This is a genomic window from Congzhengia sp. (assembly GCF_037235575.1).
Classification (GTDB): domain Bacteria; phylum Bacillota; class Clostridia; order UBA1381; family UBA9506; genus Congzhengia; species Congzhengia minquanensis.
Window position 1 is genome coordinate 25,001 of the sequence record NZ_JAXUNN010000019.1, and the last position, 17,199, is coordinate 42,199.

The following is a 17,199-nucleotide window of genomic DNA, read 5'->3' on the forward strand; positions in this document are numbered from 1 at the left end:
TAAAATAATATAGGAGGAATGAAGATGAAAAAAATATACCGCGGTCTTGCCGCCTATCTGTGTGTTATAACAATCATTGGGCTGTCTGGCTGTTTTTATAAAAAAAAGACAGATTCTGAAAGTTTCCGTGCCGCAGCTGAGGCAAAAGGCTATGAAATTCAGGACGTGACAGACCGGTTTGACCCCGAAGTAGGCGTTTCAAAATGTTATTACGTTCGCATTCCGGAGGAAAACTTTGAGCTTGCGTTTTATGCGGTGGAAACACAGAAGCAGGCAAAAGCCATGTGTGACCAGAACAAAAAAAAGTTTGAAAACTTTGCCGGCGGCGCCACGGGTGAAACCACCGGTTCAGGCAATAACGTGAAATATTCCTTAACTGCCGAAGGCCGGTATATGGTTAACTCCTCCATCGGCAACACGTTTATTTATGCCGACGTGCCGGAGGAAAAAGCAGAGGACGTGAAAGCAGTTTTAAATGAATTGGGGTATTAAAAAATGCGGCAGATAATATCTGCCGCATTTTTATTTCATTTTCAAAACATCTTTTACGTTTTTCACTATATTTTCTGCCGTTAGGCCATAAATTTCAAACAGCTCTGCGGGCTTGCCCGACTGCCCGAACACATCTTTCGTTCCCACGCGCTTCATGGGAACGGGGAAGTTTTCACACAAAACTTCGGCAACCGCGCTTCCCAGCCCGCCAATGATGTTGTGTTCCTCTGCCGTGACAATGGCGCCTGTTTCCTTTGCCGCCTTGATGATAATGTTGCTGTCAATGGGTTTGATGGTAGCCATGTTAATCACGCGGGCCGAAATTCCTTCCTTTGTCAGTGCTTCTGCCGCTTCCAGCGCTGTGGGCACCATCAGGCCCGTAGCAATGATAGAAACGTCTGACCCCTTAGCTATCTCCACGCCTTTTCCAATTTCAAAGTTATATGTTTCCCGGTCGAAAATTTCCGGCACTGCCAGGCGCCCGAACCGTAAGTAAACAGGGCCGTTATGCTTGATTGCGGCCTCCACTGCCAAGATAGACTCCGCCTTGTCCGCAGGGTTGATAATTACCATGTTGGGAATGGTGCGCATCAGTCCAATGTCTTCTAAACACTGGTGGGTTGCGCCGTCCTCCCCCACTGAAATGCCTGCGTGGGTCGCGCCGATTTTTACGTTCAGGTTGGGGTAGCAAATGCTGTTTCTTACTTGCTCGAATGCACGTCCTGCCGCAAACATAGCAAAGGAGCTTGCAAAAACGATTTTACCGCATGTGGCTAATCCTGCTGCGGTGGACATCATGTTTGCCTCTGCAATCCCTGTGTTGAAAAAGCGGTCGGGGAACTTCTTTTTAAAGGTATCGGTTTTTGTTGATTTCGACAGATCCGCATCCAATACCACAATATCATATTTTTCACCGAACTCGGCCAAAGCCTGTCCATATGCCTCTCTTGTTGCAACTTTTCCCATGATTACGCCTCCTTTTTCAAACGGTCAAGCTCTTGGTCCAGCTCTTCCATGGCCTGCTGGAACTGTTCGTCATTGGGCGCCGCGCCATGCCATGCGGCGTTGTTCTCCATAAACGAAACTCCCTTGCCCTTAATGCTTTTTAAAATGATTACCGTCGGCTTGCCCTTTGTTGCTTTCGCCTCGTTGATTGCGGAAAGCAAAGCTTCAAAATCGTGAGCGTCGCTTACAATTACATGCCAGCCGAAGGCGGCGAACTTTTCGTCAATCGGCAGAGGAGACATCACTTCTGCTATATCCCCGTCAATTTGCAGTCCGTTAAAATCCACAAAGGCGGTGAGGTTGTCCAGCTTATAGTGCGGCGCATACATGGCCGCTTCCCAAACCTGGCCTTCTTCTAACTCGCCGTCGCCTAAAATCGTATAAACACGGTAGGGCTTGCTGTCAATTTTCCCTGCCAGCGCCATGCCGTTTGCGGCACAAACGCCCTGGCCCAGCGAACCGCTGGACATGTCTATTCCGGGCACGCTTTTCATGTCAGGATGGCCCTGGAGGTAACTTCCGGTTTTACGGAATGTTGCCATGTCCTCCCGCGGGAAGTACCCGCGCTCTGCCAACACACCGTAAAGCGCCGGCGCACAGTGGCCTTTGGAAAGAACAAACCTGTCGCGGTCAGGGTCTTTCGGATTTTCAGGGTTTATGTTCATTACCTCAAAATATAAAATAGTAAGTACATCTGCAATGGAAAGAGACCCGCCCGGGTGCCCCGATGCGGCTGCGTGAACAGCCGTCAGCGCATCTTTCCTAACGTTTGCGGCAATAACCTTTAGTTCTGTAATTCTTTGTTTGTCCAAGAAGTTACAGCTCCTTTCTTAATGTATTGGATATATTTTAAAACCTTCTCCCGTAACCTGGCGCGCTTGGGAATAAACTAAAAAAGCACGCTTGTCATGTCTTTCAACAATCCGTTCAAGCCGAATCAGTTCAAACCGTTTTACAACGCACATCAGCATGGTGCGGTCCTCTTTAATATACATACCGCGGGTATAAATTCCCGTAACGCCCCGCTCCACCTTTTCCATAATCTCTTTGGCAATTTCCTCGCTTTTGTCCGAGATAATATACACAATTTTTGCCACATTGGCGCCGGATATGATGTAGTCTACCAAAAGCGAATTGATAAACAGAGTTAAAATACCTGCCAGCACCAACTCGGTGTTGCGGAACAGATACGCGCCGGAAGAAATGATCACAATGTCGATAATAAAAATCCATTTTCCTACGTCAACTGCAGGAATGGCCTTATGCCCCAAGGAGGCCAAAATGTCTGTTCCGCCGCTGGTGGCGCCTGCTAAAAACACAATGCCAAATCCCATGCCGAGTAATGCGCCGCCAAAAACAGACGCCATAATGAGGTTTTCGGTCAGGCCGGGCAGCAGGGCGGTAACGTCTGTGAACACAGAAAACAGAATTGTGCCGTAAATGGAACGAATTCCAAATCCATGACCCAAAAAAATGGAGCCCAAAATAAACAGCGGAATGTTGATTAACAGCATAAACGTTCCCATGGGAAAGCCGGTTAAGCGGTTTACCAAAATCGCAATACCGGAAGCGCCACCGGAAACAATGGCATGGGGCGCTAAAAATAGATTAATTCCTAAAGACGCTAAAAACACGCCTGCTGTAATTGCGGCATAGATTTTTATGGTGCGAACTGTTTTTTTTAATTTCAAATTCCATTCCTCCGAGCTATTATGCCCGGCTAATTGCGGCAAAAGCAAATTCTAAAACTTCGCTTAACCTTTCCTCCTGTCCTGTAATGAACAGATACCCCACCAGTGCCTCAAGGCCTGTTGCCTGGCGGTAGTCGTTCATGTCGGCATGTTTCGGCACGGTGTGAATATTGGTGTTTCTGCCGCGCTTGTAAATGCCCAGTTCTTCATCAGAAAGGCTACTTTTCAGTTCATGCATTGCTGTGCTTTGTGCTTTTGCCTTTACATAGCCTACGGCAATTTTATGTAGCTCTCCGGCAGGGCGGCTGCCGGCGGACAGGATTTTTGTTCTGATAAATAACTCGTAAACGCTGTCGCCCACAAAGGCTAAGGTGAGGGGCGACAGTTCCCGCACATCTGGCGCGTTCGTTTCTTTTAAAATTGACTCAATATTCATGTTTCCCTCTATTTTTCCAAAATTCTGATTTTCATGCCCTGACGGGTGTCTGCAACTTCAATTCCCAACGAAAGCAGCTCATCACGGATTTCATCAGCCTTTGCCCAGTCTTTTTGAGCGCGGGCTTCTTTGCGCTGCTCAATCAGTTCTTTTGCCCGCTCAGATATAGTATCCTCCTGTTGGCGGTGAAATATTCCCAAAACACCGCCAAGCTCGCGCATAAGGCCAATTGATACGTCATAAAGCTCCTTTGGCCAAGCTTCTTTGTTTGCGCTGTTTAAATATTTTACCAAATCGAATAAGGCGGCAATTGCATCTGCGGTGTTTAAATCGTCGTCCATCGCGGCGCAGAACTTGTCTTTAAACGATAAGATTTCAGTTTTTGCCGTTTCCACTTCAGGCGTTAACGGTCGTTTTTTCGATTTCTCCGTTAAAAATTCCAAATTATAAAGGCAGTTATAAAGACGGTCTAAACCGGATTTCGACTGAGCCAGCAGTTCGTCTGCAAAATTGATGACGCTTCTGTAGTGGGCGCTGAGCATAAAGAACCGGATTACCTCATAGTCATATTTTTTTGCCACGTCGCGGACAGTAAAAAAGTTGCCCTTAGATTTAGACATTTTTTCGTTGTCCACATTGATATAGCCGTTGTGCATCCAATACCGCGCGAAGGGTTTTCCGTTGGCGCACTCGCTTTGGGCGATTTCGTTTTCGTGGTGGGGGAAAATCAGGTCCTGCCCGCCGGAATGAATGTCAATGGTATCGCCTAAGAACTTGTTTACCATGGCAGAGCACTCAATGTGCCAGCCGGGCCTTCCCTCTCCCCAGGGGCTTTCCCACGCTGGCTCCCCTTCTTTTTTTGCTTTCCACAGGGCAAAATCGGTAGGGTTTCGTTTCACGTCGGTTACGTCAATGCGCGCGCCTGCTTCCAAGTCCTCCAACGGCTGTTTGGAGAGTTTGCCGTATTCTGAAAACTTCTTTGTTTCAAAATAAACGTCCCCGTTCGATTCATAGGCATATCCTTTATCTACCAGCGTGTTTACCGTGTTGATTATGGCGTCCATGTTTTCGGTTGCCTTTGGGTGGATTGTTGCTTCTTTAATGCCCAAGCCCTTTGCGTCTTTAAAATATTCTGCGATAAATTTATCCGCCAACTCTTTTACTGTAATCCCCTGCTCGTTGGCATTTTTAATCATTTTGTCGTCAATGTCCGTAAAATTCTGAACAAAGGTAACGTCATATCCGATATACTCCAAATACCGGCGCAGGGTGTCGAAAATGATAAACGGGCGGGCGTTGCCGATATGGAAATAATTATACACCGTTGGCCCGCAGGAATACATTTTCACCTTTCCGGGTGTAATTGGAACGAACTCTTCCTTTTTCCTGGTGAGCGTATTATATATTTTCAATTAAGCTTCCTCCTCATGCGTTGTTTCTTCCTTCAGCTTTTTTTCCAGTTTGTCGAGCCTTGCGCAAAGCTTGCAAAGCTCCATGGAAACGGGGTCCGGAATATGTACCTGATCCAAATCCTCGGGGCAAACCCGCTTGTTTCCAATTTTCACCACCCGGGCCGGAACACCCACGCAGGTGGAGTTTGGCGGAATTTCAGAAAGCACCACGGCGTTTGCCGCAATTTTTGAATTGTCCCCCACGGTGAACGGCCCTAAAACCTTTGCGCCCGAGCCGATTAACACATTGTTTCCAATGGTGGGGTGGCGCTTGCCTACGTCTTTTCCTGTGCCGCCTAGGGTCACGCCCTGATAAATGGTAACGTTATCGCCAATTTCCGTGGTTTCGCCAATGACAACTCCCATGCCGTGGTCAATGAACAGACCCTTGCCGATGGTCGCTCCGGGGTGAATTTCAATTCCCGTCCAGAATCTGCCGCTTTGGGAAAGAAAGCGCGCCAAGCTGAACCGCTTGTGGCGGTAACACCAGTGAGACGCCCTATACCACCAGATGGCATGAAGCCCGGAATACATAAAAAATATTTCAAACGCGTTTCGTGCCGCAGGGTCGCGTTCTTTTATCGTTTGAATGTCTTCCCTCAATCTTTTAAACATAGCTGATACCTCATAAAATTAAATACGCTTGCTAAGAAGCGGAGAATAGATTTTACGGAATTCTTCAAAACGGCCCTCTTCCAGCGCCGTGCGGATATTTTCAGTCAGTTGATTATAAAAATAAAGGTTGTGAATGACAGCCAGCCGCATGCCCAGCATTTCCCCGGCTTTTAAAAGGTGCCGCACATAGGCCCTACTGTGGTTTCTGCAGGTGGGGCAGCTGCAATTGGGGTCAATTGGACTTGTGTCGGTCTGATATTTTAAGTTCATTATATTAATTATGCCGTTTGATGTAAAAAGGTGACCGTGACGGGCGTTTCTGCTGGGCATAACGCAGTCGAAAAAGTCAATGCCCCGTGCCACGCCCTCAATAATATTGGTGGGCGTTCCCACACCCATTAAATAGCGCGGTTTGTTCTCCGGCGCAAAGGGCAGGGTTACGTCTAAAATGTGGTACATCTCCTCCGCCGTTTCTCCCACCGCCAGGCCGCCGATGGCGTAGCCCGGCAAATCGAGCTTGGCAATTTTCTTCATGTTTTCAATCCGAATATCGTCATAAACGCCGCCCTGGTTAATGCCGAACAGCATTTGCTCTTTGTTAATTGCGGTTTTGTTTAAGCGTGCAAGCTCGGTTTTGCAGCGTTCAAGCCACCGTTCTGTCCGCGCAACGCTCTCTTTAAAATATTCTTTCGGAAGCGTTGAGTCCGCACATTCGTCAAAGGCCATGGCAATGGTTGACGCCAGGTTAGACTGAATTCTCATGCTCTCCTCCGGGCCCATAAAAATTTTCTGCCCGTCAATGTGCGACTGGAAAGACACACCCTCTTCTTTAATCTTTCGGATAGAGGCCAGAGAAAACACCTGAAAGCCGCCGCTGTCGGTTAAAATTGGCCGGTCCCAGTTCATAAATTTGTGCAGGCCGCCTAACTCTGCCACTACCCCGTCGCCGGGACGCAGATGCAAATGATAGGTGTTGCACAGTTCCACCTGACATTTCAGATCTTTTAAGTCTACAGACGACACGCCGCCTTTAATTGCCGCCGATGTTCCGACGTTCATAAACACAGGCGTCTGCACAGTGCCATGGGGTGTGTGGAACTCGCCCCTGCGGGCGCGGCCCTCTGTTTTTAATATTTTAAACATAGTATACGCTCCAAAATTAATCCATACTCATAATTATTTATATTATACCACACCCCTCGCCGTGTTTCAATATGTAAAATTCCTAATTTCTGGCTGAAATGGCGCTTTCTTTTGTATTGGGCAGGCATAAAAAAAAGACTGCAAACGCAGTCCTTTCAATTTATTTTTTTCTGTTTACCTCGGGCACGTCTGTTCGGCCCACCAGATAGTCGATGGAACAGTCAAGGTAATCAGCCAATCGTTCAAGGTTTTCCGCTCCCGGTAAACACCGCCCCTTTTTCCAGTCACTTAAGTTCCCCGTCGAAATGCCCGTATCATTGGAAACTATCTTAGCAGTTAATCCTTTTTCAGCAATTCTAATAAATAAATTATTTATATCTGCCATATTATAATCACCTATTTTCTGTTCATTTCAGGCACATCTGTTCTTCCAAGAAGGTAATCTACCGAACAATCAAGGCAATCGGCCAATAATATTAAGCTTTCAGCGCCCGGCTTACTCCTGCCATATTTCCAATCACCGATATTTCCAGTGGATATTCCGGTTGCATCCGAAAGCTTTTTTGAAGTTACATTTAATTCTTCCATTCGTAGAAATAGATTGCTTAGGTTTACCATATTTTATTCACACCTATCCCTTGTTTACGTCGGGTATGTCCGTTCTGCCCACCAGATAATCAATGGAACAGTCTAAGCAGTCGGCAATTTCTTTTAAGTATTTCCAATAAGAATGGTTCCGACCGGCTTTCCATTCTGTAAACAGATTTTTACTCACACCAAGATAATCCGTTAACTCCTTTTGCGTTTTATTCTGCTTTTTCAAAAGCTCCGAAATTCTCTCTATTTCGCACATAACAACCCTTACTTTATGGTTTTAATAAATTTAACAACACGTTCCATTTGTTCATCTGTAAATTTTTCCTTGATAATTTTACCATTCCGACGATACACTACCATATTCTCATCAATTAAAAATTGCTCAACCGTCATTTCTTCTTTCCCGAGAAGATAATCAATGGAAACGTCAAAATATTCTGCCAGCATAGATACAGTTTTCAAATTCGGAATTACACCGTTTTTCCAATGGGTAGATGTAGCAGTTGATAATCCAACGCTTGCACAAACTGCATTTGGAGTCGTATTATTTTTCTTACATAAGTCATAAAACGTATCCCAAAACATATTGCACCTCCTAAATATTTTACAAATTCACATCTGCCCTTTTGTATAATATAACCAATTCTACATATTTGTAGATATAAGTATTGACATCTACATTATTGTAGATTATAATAAAAATACAAACAAAAAAAGACAGCAACTCCCTTGATTCAGTTATGAGTGACATTATAATTATATCATTTCGGGTATTTACTGTCAATTATTTGTTTGTTAATAATCCCCCCGGATAAGGGGACGACCAAACCGTTCCCTTATCCCCCTTTATGCTCCTTGATTGAGTGTATATCGTGTGGTGTGATATTTTAATTAAGGGTGCGGGGCGAAAGCGCGGCGGATTTCTCTACCGCGCTTTTGTTACCCTCGTTTAAAACGTGCCGAAGATTTCCGTCAACAAGTTCTTCAATTCCCGGTTTTCTTCACCATTTAAAATTTTCCATTGGTCCCTCACGCGGACAAGCGTAATGGCAACTTCTGATGAAATTTTATTCTGCGTCTGCAAAAATGTTTTATAAGCGTCTGCCATTACCGTAATGCCAACGTCGCTCTGTTCAATTTCCGTCTTTTGCGAAAGCTCCGGGTGCGCGTCAGCATATTCGTCCATTTTCTGCTGCATAAACTGGTCAACCGCTTCTTTGTTCACATCTGCATGCCGAATTTCGGTGTTGACAACCACCGTGTTCTTGTCCCTTTGTTCCGACTGGCCTATGGAATATTCCACGGTGCCGCTTAACGCTTTAAACATAGACTCCACGGCCTTTTTATATGTATCTGTCTGTTCATGGTCTTTGGCTATCACAGTGGTGTCAATTCCAAAATCTTCGTTTTCCCCCTCGGAAAGACAGGCTTCCATAACGTCTAAATTAAACCCTGAAACTGCGGTTAAATAGGCTTTTGCGGCATTTTCCGCCTCTTTGGTTCCGTCTGAACAGCCGGCAAACAGCAGCGCAACTGCAAGCACCGCGGCCCAAACAAAACCCTTTGACATATTCTTTTTCATTTCGCACAGCGACCCCTTTAATTCGATATTAAATCAATTATAAACAAAATCAAAAAAATTGTCAAATTAATTGTAAAAAAATTACTGAAATTTAACAAAGAATAAATTGACAATTGGAAGCTTTTGTATTATAATTATGGTAAAAGGAGGAATGAAAATGAAAACATTCAACATTTTACTTAGCTCCATCAACGACATCAAGGCGTTTGTTAATATTGTTAACAAATATGAATTCGATGTAGACTTAACATCCGGCAGATATGTTGTTGATGCAAAATCGATTATGGGTATTTTCAGCCTCGATCTTAGCAAACCTATCAAGGTTGACGTTCATTCAGAAGGCGAAGACGCAGACAAATTTATTGAAGAGATCAAGGCTTATATCCAATAAGCGTTACGAAAAGGGGAACCGCAGCCGGTTCCCCCTTAGTTTAATATTGTTTTTTTTGCGTAACTCATCACACAGCCGGAGGGCTGTTTTTTTATTTTAAATATTCTTCCGGGTTGACAAACTCACCGCTTACCGTTACTTCAAAGTGAATGTGGGGGTCGTCCAACAGTTCAGATGCCGCGCTGGTGCCGGCTGTGCCGATCACATCGCCGGCCTTAACCTCCTGCCCCTCGGTCACCTTGTCGGTGCTTTCTAAGTTATACACCGTAGATATTATACCATTTCCGTGGTCAATGGATATGGTGTATCCCGTTAAACCGTCTTTGGCGGCGCTTATCACTTTTCCGTCTGCCGGGGCTTTCACCTCTGTGCCTTTTTCCGCTTTTATGTCAATTCCTGAATGAATTCTCCAGTCGCCAAGTGTTTTCGATTTTACCGGCTTTGTGCCGGAATAAGCCTTAATGATTTCCGCGTCCACCGGTTTTACAAACTTTACGTCCGCCGTCTTACCAAAGAGACCCACAGAAACGCTGGCGTCTTCTTCCGGTACTACGGCAGCCACCTCGTTTGTATCGGGATTTGTAACCTCCTGGCGCGCCGGTGCTGTCACCTCAGCGGGCGCCTGCTTTTGCGGGGTTTCCTTTGGCGGTTCCGGAGCTTTGCTCGCCTCAGCTTCCGGCACGCTAGAAGCGGCAGACAGCGTTGTTCCCTTTTCGGTTTTGTCCGTTTCAGGCGGTTTTACGGCAAAAGAAAGAGCAATTGCACAAATGGCAGCCCCAATAATGGTTGCGGCTATGTATGGCCGCTTTAAAATGGATGTTGCACTTTTACTTTTCACTTTTACATAAGCTTTCTTCATAATTCACCATTCCTTTCACCGCTATTGTTTGTAATTTTTTTCACTTTTATACATAAATTGAACTGAGGTGATGGAATATGCAAATTATCAGCACGGATAAGGAATATACATACGATGTTTTCATGGACGACTTTTTTCGTCTGATGGGGGAATACAACATTTTAGAAAGCGGCACTGCAGGATATTCGGTTTTGGGCAAACGCATTCCGTTTATCCGGTTCGGACGGGGCTGCAGAAAAATTCTCATCACAGGGGCGCACCACGGCAAGGAATGGATCACCGCCATGCTGAACATGGCCCTGATTGAAGCGCTGTGCCGCATGTACGGCGAGGGGAAACGGTTTGGGGAAACGAATATGATTGAGTTTTTTAACACGCGCAGCATTTATTTTATCCCCATGGTAAATCCCGACGGGGTGAACCTATGCATACGCGGCCTGACGGAGGACATTCCAACCTTTACCCAGTCGCGGCTGATTGGAATGAACGCTGGAAGCCGCGAATTTGTTGGGCTTTGGCAGTCGAACATCCGTGGGGTAGATTTAAACCACAACTATGACGCGCTGTTTGAAAAAGGGCGCACCATGGAATTTGCCGCAGGAGTTTACGGCCCGGGAAAAGGGCGCTACTCCGGCGAATATCCGGAAAGCGAGCCGGAAACCCAGGCCGTTGTAGGACTGACGAAAGAAATTAACCCCGACATTGTTATTGCCTATCACTCCCAGGGGGAAGAAATTTATTATAACTTTAACGGCAAATGCGCCCGGGGCGCGGTTAACATTGCCCAAACCCTGGCCCGGGCCACAGGCTATAAGCTCATTGAGGCCGACGGCTTAACCGACTGTTCCGGGTATAAAGACTGGGTGATTGAACACTTCAACATTCCCGCATATACCATTGAGGTAGGTAAGGGGGAAAACCCGCTGCCCCTCTCCCAGTTTGATAAAATTTACAGCGACAACTTAAAGGCGGTTTTATGTCTATAGGAGAAAAAATGCTCTATGGGGAAATTCTCCATAGAGCATAAATAACTGGATTCAAATAGCTGTTTTAGTAACATTTTATTTTAATGGTATTCTGACATGAAATGTATCTGTGCAATTTTCGTCCGCCGCACAGGCGCAAAGAAGTGCCTTTGGTGTTCCGTTCTCAAAATAAAGCTGGGGACGCTCTAACAGCGCAACCTTTTGGATTTGTCCGTCTTCATAGACAAGCTCCCGGGTAAATGCCAGGGGCGTGTCTGACGGCGCCCAATGAATTCCGTCCCGGGACTCAAACAGTGCCACAGAATAGCCGTTGGTTTTTGTAAAATAGCCGTGAAAATCCTTCACCAGGGAATAATAGTTTCCGTCCTCCCGCCAGATAAACGGGTCCTCCACCGACCACGGGTGGTTGGGGTTTTGCATAATAGGCTCTTTTTCTTTGATAAAGGGCCCCTCAGGATGTTCTGCTATGGCTACGCCGCAGATAACCGGGCCGCCCTTGGGAAGCTCCCCCTCCTTAGAAACGCCTTTATAAACTGCCAGAACCCTGCCGTCAGGCATTTGCGTCACGGTTGGGTTTGAAGTCATCAGCGAGTCGAAGCCGTGGCTGCTTACATCAATCACAGGCTCTTCTTTTCGCCGCCACTCCCCCTCCGGGTCAGAGGCTACAGCACAGCCAATCCGCTGGTTGTTGCGGTGGTTCCACCATTCCCCGTTGCCGCGGTTGCCCATATAATATAAATAAATCTTGTCCTCATACTTTAAAACTGTGGGATTGTGTTTGCAGGAGGCGTCCCACCGATCGTCTTCGTCTTTTCCGAATAGTGTTTTTACATGATGAAACTCGCCAAAAATATGATCGGCTTTTGCAAGGCAAATTTCTGAATCTGTTACCCACGCAGCAAATCCCAAATCTTTTTTCCACCGCGAATAAATGAAATAACAATTGCCCCGAAACTGAAACGCCGATCCGCACCAGACATGATATCCTTCTTCTCTGAATTGATAGTTTAATTTTGTAGGCAGCATTCTGTTTTTAAAATTCATTGCACCATCCTCCGCTTTGCTCGTACTCTTTCCTTATTATACGTTCAACGGAAGAAAAAGTCAATGCAATCAGTTATTGATCGCTCCCGGTTTTTGCTTTCTCCGGCGGATTCATCTCGTTTTTTTCGTGCTGGGACCTATCCATCAAATAGTTATAAAATTCAATCAAAGCAATTTTGGCCGTGGGCGAAACCCCAGAAATGTCCAGCTGGCCGTCAGACGACAAGAATTCTGCAATGTCAAGGTCGTGTCCGCGGTTGTCATCAATGGGAAAATAAGTCTTTTTATTTCCTGTTAGGTAAGCTTCACTGACACCGAAATAGTTTGCAATTGTCCGAACCATTTCTTCATCAGGCTTTCTCTTGTGCGATTCATAATTAGCAAGGCAGCTTCTGGAAACATTTAATCTTTTGGCAAGTTTGGCCTGTGTCAAACCTTCCACCGAGCGTAACTCTTTTAACCTTTTTGCAAAAATCTCAAATTCTTTTTCGCTCATAAAGCTTTCCTCGCATTCTGTCATATTTTTAAACCACAGATGTCAAAAAGTTCAAGAAACTTGAACTTTAATTATAGAATAACAGGAATTTCGCATAAAATCAAGACTTTTTTCGCAAATTAGGTAAAATGAAACAAATTTCGCCGCATTGAAACTTTTTGTCACACTTCGATCCGTTAAATGCTGCTTTTCTAAGAATAAATGTGTTTCATTTCCAGTTTTATTTCAATAACAGAGATGTTCTCGCTGTGTGTAACATAATTGCGTAGAAGGGTATTTGTTGCCATATCTAAGGCATTAGCAAGATTTACAAATGTTTCCATTTTCAAATTAACTTTACCAAGTTCGATTTTTAAAATATGTTTTACAAAAATATGCGAAAGTTCTGCCAATTTTTCTTGTGTTAAACCCTTACTCTCGGCAAATTCGTATATTTTCCCCCAATACCCAAAAATCCATTTTTACTGTCATTCCAACTGCAATTACAAATTTTCATAAACATGATTGAAACAATCCACAGAATGATAAAACATAGGCACCTTAGATATTGCTTTCACGAACAAGTAATAAAAACAGCCTCATACCGTAAGTACAAGACTGTTGCGTAAAACATTCAGCATGCAATGTTAAGGATATATAATTTACCGGCACTTACTAATAAAATCTTATATAAAAAGTCAGAGAATTTACTGTGCATTTACCATTTCAATTCGATTTTCTGCAAGCCATGTGGCAATTTCATCTCTGTTATAAGAAGAATAGGTTACAGCCAGTCCTTTTTGAATGGTGCTGTTGGGGGCAAGTTTAGCAACCGCACTGATGGTTTGCCCAAAGCGCCCGCCGCCCATACTGCAAAACGGAATAATTGTTTTGCCACTAAAATCATAGTGCGTTAGAAATGTGCGTATAGGGGCAGGGATGGAAGCCCACCAATTACAATATCCCAATAAAATGGTGTCATACTGATTGATGTCGAGACCGACATCCTCAAGATATGCGTTCAAGTCCGGGACTGCGTTTTCTCTGTATTCTGTCAAAGCCTCTGCATAAAGACTAACGGAATTGCCCGTAGCTGAATATGGTGTCTTCCGTTCCACCCGGAATATATCCGCACCTGTCATTTCGGCAATGATATTGGCAAAACCGTCTGTATTGCCTGTTTGCGAAAAATAGACAATCAGCGTTTTATTCCTGCCGTCGGCATTTGCATGATTTTCGCTCGTTACAGTACCCGTCATATCCACTGCGTTTCGGGCTAAACGAATACCGATACTATAAAGGGGAACATCTGCCGGGTAAGCGCTGCGGTATGCACTGCGAATATGTTTCGGAAAATCATTCCAACCGCCGCCGCGGGCAATTTTATAATTGCCGGCCTGCATACCTGTTGGATTTAGCGATGCTTCCTCACTGTAACTGCCATACCAATCCCACACCCATTCAGCTACATTGCCGTGCATGTTATATAAACCGTTGCCATTGGCCAGATAACTGTCGGTGCTTACGGTATGTTCTAAGTAACCGTTTACCCATTGTCCGCTTGCATTGTTGTTATAACCATAAGCATTATAACAGTTTGCGTCCTCGTCATTTACATAGCTGCCAAAAGAAAACGGCGTATCCGTGTTTGCCCTTGCCGCATATTCCCATTCGGCTTCTGTAGGCAAACGGTAGCCGTTGGCGCTTTTGTCCCATGTAACAGTCGTACCAGAAATGGTGTAACACGGGGAAAGCCCCTCGACTTCGCTTTTTGTATTACAGAATCGAATTGCATCATACCAAGTTACGTTTTCAACAGGATTTCCCGCACCTTGAAACTCACTGGGATTGCTCCCTGTGACTGCCTGATAATCCTGCTGCGTCAGTTCTGTTTTTGCAAGATAGAAACTGTCAACCGACACCTCGTGCAGTCGTTCGTCAGCATCACGCTCCGGCTCGTTTTCAGGGCTTCCCATTTGAAAAGTACCGCCGTTTATTAAAACAAAATCATCCGTTGCTTCTATATTGACATCTGTATTGCCTGTTTTGGTAATCGTAATCATTTGCTCTGTTTCATTCCAATCTACCGAAAATTTAAAACTCTCTGCAATAAAGCGAATCGGGAGCATCGTGCGGTCATTTAACACTGTCGGCGCAACGTCAAGCGTTTGTGCTGTGTCATTCAAATATGCAGTGGTACTGTCTATTACAAGACGGATTTCATTTGCGCCAAGGGACAAGGTAACTTCTTGGCTTGCGCCGTCCCAAAGGACAGTACCGCCCATTTCTTCCACAATCGCACGGACAGGGAGCAACGTTCTATTGTTTTGCAAAATAGGCGCTGTGCCCCTTCCGAAATCAATTTCTTTTTCCACTCCGTTTACCAACATCTGCGGATTGTCAATTTGCAATAAAATGGATAAGTCCTGCGTTTCATCTGCTGCAAAAACAGCAAAGCATGAAAAACACAGAATAAGGCTTAACGTCATACATAATATTCTTTTCATAAACGATACTCCTTTCATTTTTTCCTTATCGCGATTGTGTTCTGCTGCGATATTTTATATAGGCGTATGCAAAGTTTTGACAGAACGTGCGCAATGAAACTGCACAGTCCCATGAGTGCCAAATAGTCTATGTAAAATAGCAGCTTTGATTCAGCATAATCCATAAATACAAATTCACTTTTTAATAAAAGATAGGACAGGAGGTTCCGCTTTACAAAAACAAACGCACCATATCCTGCTGTAATCAGCCCTGCAGCAAAGCATACAACATTTGCTTTTTTCGAGGTAAGGTGCAGCGCTTTTCGGAAAAGACCAAAAAGCATACCCCAATGAAATCCAATGTGCAGACTCATCAGTAAAAATCCCCAGTAAGAGCCTATAATGTGTAACCGTCTTGCCATAGCAAGCCCACCGCCTACTGGTAAAAAAGCAAATACGGTTTTTGATATGACAAGCCCGCTATACATCAATATCAGCATATCGGCAAACAACAAAACATCTATGATGAATCCAACGATACGCAATGGCGTATTGTTGCCTTTCCCTATATTTTTGTACCAATTGCAGTTCAGCATATGATGGAGGATAAACAGAAAAAACAGTCCGGCACCCATCCATTCATGCACTGTGCCGCCCCAAAACTGATAACCCATTAACAAAAGCAGCAAAACAGTCATGCTCACATCTAACCCTATTTTTACAGCCGCTTTCTTCTTCACAACACAAACCGCCTTTCTATTTTAGTGCGGCATAGCTGCTTTCCGCTATCGGCTCCAACCATTCATTTGCAGTTTCCCGTCCTGGAATTTCAACTGATAAATGAGAAAACCAGCTATCCTTTGCCGCGCCGTGCCAATGCTTGACGCCGGCAGGAATGACCACCACATCACCGGGATGCAGCTTTCGCGGCTTTTCGCCCCATGCCTGATACCAGCCGGTTCCGTCCGTGCAGAGCAAAATTTGCCCGCCGCCCTCGGCGGCTTTATGGATATGCCAATGGTTGCGGCAGCCCGGCTCAAATGTCACATTAGCAATCTTCACGCCATCATCGGTCAGCATATTTAAGTAGCTTTGCCCGTCAAAATACTGTGCAAACGCCTTATTCGGCGCGCCGGTGTGAAAAAGGGATTCTTTTAAATTCATTATTTTACCTCCTGCATTTCTTTCTCTGCCCGATTGATACAGGCAATCGCATTTAAGCTGCGCGGATACCCGATATACGGCAAACATTGCGATATTACGCGCATCAAAAAGTCTTTGTCGTTGCCAATATCCATGTTCCCCTTTGCGTGGGCGGTCAACTGAGGCTCACATCCGCCCTGTGCCATCAGAAAACAAAAGGTAATCAGTTCCCTTTGTGCAAGGGATAGCCCTGTCCGGGTGTAGTAATCGCCAAAACAATTTGCCGCCAGCCAGCGGTTGATGGGTCCGGCTTTCCACGCTTCTTTCATCTGCTCACCGAAAATAACAGCTTGTATCTGCACACCTTTTTCCAGTCGGTCATCCAATGTCGTGGTTGCCTGTCCTTTCAGCGGCAGAGGGACGCCGCGTTCTGATAAAAGTTCATTGGTTCTATGCAAAAACGGCAGCATCTTGCCATATCCCAAATAGTCTGTCGCCTGATAGACAGTCTCTTTTACTGCGATGGGGGAAAGACCGCTGTCCAGCGCCTCCGCTAACACTTCCCTGTAGGCGCCCTCCGCCTGACAGCCCATCAGCGCTGCAAAAATTGCCATATATCTAGTCTTGGAATCCAACTGTTGCCCCGGTTCCTGTAGTACCTCGTTTTGCAAAAAATACGCAAACCGTTCTGCAAATTCCGGGTCGGTCTCATAAATATCCATAAAAAATCTCCATTCCGCCGCCCTGCATCGGCACAAATAGTTTTTAAATTTCTCTTATCAGCAGGGCAAAGGAATGATAAG

22 protein-coding genes are annotated in these 17,199 nt (G+C 45.2%); 3 read left to right on the forward strand and 19 right to left on the reverse strand.

The window, feature by feature from the left end:
* Positions 1-24 precede the first annotated feature (24 nt).
* Entirely contained in the window at positions 25-492 is a 468-nt protein-coding gene (locus WIG73_RS03500) for a hypothetical protein (RefSeq protein WP_249312847.1), read from the forward strand.
* A 30-nt stretch (positions 493-522) separates the two neighbouring features.
* Here the strand turns inward: WIG73_RS03500 and WIG73_RS03505 are convergent, their stop codons facing one another.
* The 12 genes from WIG73_RS03505 to WIG73_RS03560 all read right to left on the reverse strand — a co-directional run bounded on the left by WIG73_RS03505 (position 523) and on the right by WIG73_RS03560 (position 9,012).
* Positions 523-1,461 carry a transketolase family protein gene (locus WIG73_RS03505; protein ID WP_337399334.1) on the reverse strand — a complete coding sequence of 313 codons (939 nt, stop codon included), beginning with the start codon at positions 1,459-1,461 and terminating at the stop codon, positions 523-525.
* On the reverse strand, positions 1,461-2,309 hold the full coding sequence (locus WIG73_RS03510) for a transketolase (RefSeq protein ID WP_249312843.1): 849 nt from the start codon (positions 2,307-2,309) through the stop codon (positions 1,461-1,463). The genes WIG73_RS03505 and WIG73_RS03510 overlap by 1 nt, the downstream gene beginning before the upstream one ends.
* 18 nt (positions 2,310-2,327) lie before the next feature.
* Complete coding sequence (locus WIG73_RS03515; protein ID WP_249312841.1) at positions 2,328-3,188, reverse strand: YitT family protein; 861 nt, start codon at positions 3,186-3,188, stop codon at positions 2,328-2,330.
* 19 nt (positions 3,189-3,207) lie between these two features.
* Complete coding sequence (locus WIG73_RS03520; RefSeq protein ID WP_249312840.1) at positions 3,208-3,624, reverse strand: ribonuclease III domain-containing protein; 417 nt, start codon at positions 3,622-3,624, stop codon at positions 3,208-3,210.
* Positions 3,625-3,632: 8 nt separating this feature from the next.
* A complete protein-coding gene (gene cysS / locus WIG73_RS03525) occupies positions 3,633-5,036 on the reverse strand; it encodes a cysteine--tRNA ligase (protein ID WP_249312839.1) in 1,404 nt (467 codons plus the stop codon).
* Positions 5,037-5,690, reverse strand: coding sequence for a serine O-acetyltransferase EpsC (gene epsC, locus WIG73_RS03530; protein ID WP_249312838.1), 654 nt, complete (start codon positions 5,688-5,690; stop codon positions 5,037-5,039).
* A gap of 18 nt (positions 5,691-5,708) precedes the next feature.
* Positions 5,709-6,833 carry a tRNA guanosine(34) transglycosylase Tgt gene (tgt, locus tag WIG73_RS03535; protein WP_249312837.1) on the reverse strand — a complete coding sequence of 375 codons (1,125 nt, stop codon included), beginning with the start codon at positions 6,831-6,833 and terminating at the stop codon, positions 5,709-5,711.
* Between the two features lie 160 nt (positions 6,834-6,993).
* On the reverse strand, positions 6,994-7,218 hold the full coding sequence (locus WIG73_RS03540) for a helix-turn-helix transcriptional regulator (RefSeq protein ID WP_177680109.1): 225 nt from the start codon (positions 7,216-7,218) through the stop codon (positions 6,994-6,996).
* Between the two features lie 11 nt (positions 7,219-7,229).
* Positions 7,230-7,451 carry a helix-turn-helix transcriptional regulator gene (locus tag WIG73_RS03545; protein ID WP_177680110.1) on the reverse strand — a complete coding sequence of 74 codons (222 nt, stop codon included), beginning with the start codon at positions 7,449-7,451 and terminating at the stop codon, positions 7,230-7,232.
* 13 nt (positions 7,452-7,464) lie between these two features.
* Positions 7,465-7,686, reverse strand: coding sequence for a helix-turn-helix transcriptional regulator (locus WIG73_RS03550; RefSeq protein WP_177680111.1), 222 nt, complete (start codon positions 7,684-7,686; stop codon positions 7,465-7,467).
* Positions 7,687-7,694: 8 nt separating this feature from the next.
* The gene (locus WIG73_RS03555) at positions 7,695-8,015 is read right to left on the reverse strand and encodes a helix-turn-helix transcriptional regulator (RefSeq protein WP_177680112.1); all 321 of its coding nucleotides are present in this window, start codon (positions 8,013-8,015) and stop codon (positions 7,695-7,697) included.
* Between the two features lie 364 nt (positions 8,016-8,379).
* Positions 8,380-9,012, reverse strand: a complete 633-nt coding sequence (locus WIG73_RS03560; protein WP_249312836.1) for a hypothetical protein — start codon at positions 9,010-9,012, stop codon at positions 8,380-8,382.
* A 157-nt stretch (positions 9,013-9,169) separates the two neighbouring features.
* On the opposite strand from WIG73_RS03560, the gene WIG73_RS03565 reads away from it, so the two are divergent.
* Positions 9,170-9,403: an HPr family phosphocarrier protein gene (locus WIG73_RS03565; protein ID WP_177680114.1), complete on the forward strand. Its 234-nt coding sequence runs from the start codon at positions 9,170-9,172 to the stop codon at positions 9,401-9,403.
* Between the two features lie 91 nt (positions 9,404-9,494).
* Here the strand turns inward: WIG73_RS03565 and WIG73_RS03570 are convergent, their stop codons facing one another.
* On the reverse strand, positions 9,495-10,262 hold the full coding sequence (locus WIG73_RS03570) for a M23 family metallopeptidase (RefSeq protein WP_249312835.1): 768 nt from the start codon (positions 10,260-10,262) through the stop codon (positions 9,495-9,497).
* A 77-nt stretch (positions 10,263-10,339) separates the two neighbouring features.
* On the opposite strand from WIG73_RS03570, the gene WIG73_RS03575 reads away from it, so the two are divergent.
* On the forward strand, positions 10,340-11,248 hold the full coding sequence (locus tag WIG73_RS03575; protein ID WP_249312834.1) for a M14 family metallocarboxypeptidase: 909 nt from the start codon (positions 10,340-10,342) through the stop codon (positions 11,246-11,248).
* A 75-nt stretch (positions 11,249-11,323) separates the two neighbouring features.
* Here WIG73_RS03575 and WIG73_RS03580 read toward each other — a convergent pair whose 3' ends face one another.
* The 6 genes from WIG73_RS03580 to WIG73_RS03605 form a co-directional block, all read right to left on the reverse strand.
* A complete protein-coding gene (locus WIG73_RS03580) occupies positions 11,324-12,292 on the reverse strand; it encodes a glycoside hydrolase family protein (RefSeq protein WP_249312833.1) in 969 nt (322 codons plus the stop codon).
* 73 nt (positions 12,293-12,365) lie between these two features.
* On the reverse strand, positions 12,366-12,788 hold the full coding sequence (locus tag WIG73_RS03585; protein WP_249312832.1) for a helix-turn-helix transcriptional regulator: 423 nt from the start codon (positions 12,786-12,788) through the stop codon (positions 12,366-12,368).
* Positions 12,789-13,474: 686 nt separating this feature from the next.
* Positions 13,475-15,274, reverse strand: a complete 1,800-nt coding sequence (locus WIG73_RS03590) for a flavodoxin (protein ID WP_249312831.1) — start codon at positions 15,272-15,274, stop codon at positions 13,475-13,477.
* A gap of 14 nt (positions 15,275-15,288) precedes the next feature.
* Positions 15,289-15,993, reverse strand: a complete 705-nt coding sequence (locus tag WIG73_RS03595) for a DUF4405 domain-containing protein (protein WP_249312830.1) — start codon at positions 15,991-15,993, stop codon at positions 15,289-15,291.
* Between the two features lie 16 nt (positions 15,994-16,009).
* On the reverse strand, positions 16,010-16,417 hold the full coding sequence (locus WIG73_RS03600; RefSeq protein ID WP_337399319.1) for a cupin domain-containing protein: 408 nt from the start codon (positions 16,415-16,417) through the stop codon (positions 16,010-16,012).
* Positions 16,417-17,118 carry a carboxymuconolactone decarboxylase family protein gene (locus WIG73_RS03605; RefSeq protein WP_337399320.1) on the reverse strand — a complete coding sequence of 234 codons (702 nt, stop codon included), beginning with the start codon at positions 17,116-17,118 and terminating at the stop codon, positions 16,417-16,419. The genes WIG73_RS03600 and WIG73_RS03605 overlap by 1 nt, the downstream gene beginning before the upstream one ends.
* Positions 17,119-17,199: the final 81 nt, after the last annotated feature.